The sequence below is a fragment of the Crocinitomix catalasitica ATCC 23190 genome (genome assembly GCF_000621625.1).
Taxonomy (GTDB): domain Bacteria; phylum Bacteroidota; class Bacteroidia; order Flavobacteriales_D; family Crocinitomicaceae; genus Crocinitomix; species Crocinitomix catalasitica.
The window spans coordinates 1-1,674 of record NZ_JHXV01000062.1 but is presented as its reverse complement, the minus strand read 5'-3'; the positions used below and the strand labels follow the sequence as shown (position 1 = coordinate 1,674).

Genomic DNA, 1,674 nt, shown 5'->3' with positions numbered 1-1,674 from the left:
GAAGAGAATTCTTGTATCAAAATAGGTGAATTTGTGCAAATAATTGGATCAGTAATTATCAAGTCAGATAAACCGAATTTTAGAAAATTACCGGAGCTTACACTGTCGAAAAACAGCAAAATTAGCGGCTTGGTTTATTGCCAAGGTAAAACACAATTATTAGGAGAGATTAACGGTCATTTATATACCGAAAAGTTCTTTCTTAAAACTCAATCTTCGTCTTACGAAAACCATTTGTTAAATGGAGTCGTTTCATCAAACTTACCTGTAAAATTTACGACTGCCAATATTTTTAATTCTACGACAAAACTAAACCTCATTTCATGGCTCAATTAAATTGGATTAGCAAAAGGTCAAAACATCGCAGATTAAATGGTTTTACTATGCTAGAATCATTAGTAGCAATAACGATTTTGTCTGTATTAGTTTGGCTTGGAAGTGCTGTTTATAGTAATGTTTTAAAATCCGAAGATCCTATGGTGTTTCACCAGGCATTGTTAGAAGTAGACAGATGCCACCAGCGACTTACAACTGAAAAAGAAGTGGAAGATAAGCTATTTGAATATGGAAGTTATACTATAAAACAAGAAATTGAAGTCTATAAAAATAAGCATTCAAACGGTTTATATAAAGTCACTTATTCAGTTGCTGATAATTATTCAAATGAATTATATACTGAAAATCATTTAATGATATTCTTAGAAAATGCAGAATAAACTGGTCAAAATATCGTCATTTACAATAATGGACGTCCTTTCAGGAATGGTGATTACAAGCATTATCATTGGAATGGTTTTCTCAATGTTTACGGTAATTAATCAGCAATTATATAGCTATACCAACACAAGAGCAGAATTAAACAAATTTTTATTATTAAAAGCTGATTTAAAACGAACCATATTTGACCCAAACATACATTTAAACACAGTAAATAACGAACTTTTTTTCGAACGATCCGGCAGTAAAATCCATATTTTTCAAAGTGATTTAGACTTACTGAGATATACAGATAATTCGATTGATACCCTGTCGAGTAAAATAGAAAATTATTATTTAATAAAATCAATTGAACAGTCTGATAAGTCCACGGTTGATGGTGTACATCTTGAAGTATTAGTGAACAAGGTCAAGTTGACTTGTGATTTTTATCGACAAACAGATAATGCTGAACAAATAAATAAAGCTATTCTTGATGGGGTTTAAGATCGAACAAAATATCGAAGCCGTTAAAATAGATCAACCAACAAAATCAAAAAATTGGTTCACTACTGATATTGATTTTTTTGGAGGTCATTTTGGAGCAAAGAAAAAGGAAAGATTTTATTTGGACATGCGAACCCTATTAGCTGCAGACGTAGATTTGAGAACTGCACTTGAGATCATCACAGATGAGCAAGAAAAACAAAAAGATATTGATACCCTTAATGTAATTTACGAAACGGTTATCAAAGGTAAATCCCTATCACAAGGTTTAGCTGCAAGCAATAAGTTTTCAGAATATGAATTTTATTGTATACAAGTAGGCGAGGAGTCAAATCGATTAGTAGAAGTGCTCGACGAATTAATTATTTATTACGCAGATCAAAGTGCGATGAAAAAACAGATTACTTCGGTGATGTCTTATCCACTATTTGTTTTAGTTATTACAATTGGTTTGGTCTACTTTATGATGAC

At 31.4% G+C, this 1,674-nt stretch carries 3 protein-coding genes and 1 pseudogene; all 4 read left to right on the top strand.

What is annotated here, in order from left to right:
* Nucleotides 1-336, top strand: a pseudogene (locus tag T367_RS25090) (hypothetical protein); the annotation flags it as partial.
* The gene (locus T367_RS0118275) at nt 324-716 is read left to right on the top strand and encodes a type II secretion system protein (RefSeq protein WP_027421133.1); all 393 of its coding nucleotides are present in this window, start codon (nt 324-326) and stop codon (nt 714-716) included. The pseudogene T367_RS25090 and the gene T367_RS0118275, both read left to right, overlap by 13 nt.
* On the top strand, nt 706-1,203 hold the full coding sequence (locus T367_RS0118270) for a PulJ/GspJ family protein (protein WP_157454308.1): 498 nt from the start codon (nt 706-708) through the stop codon (nt 1,201-1,203). The genes T367_RS0118275 and T367_RS0118270 overlap by 11 nt, the downstream gene beginning before the upstream one ends.
* The coding region (locus T367_RS23070) for a type II secretion system F family protein (RefSeq protein ID WP_027421131.1) at nt 1,193-1,674 on the top strand (482 nt) is incomplete at its 3' end. The genes T367_RS0118270 and T367_RS23070, both read left to right, overlap by 11 nt.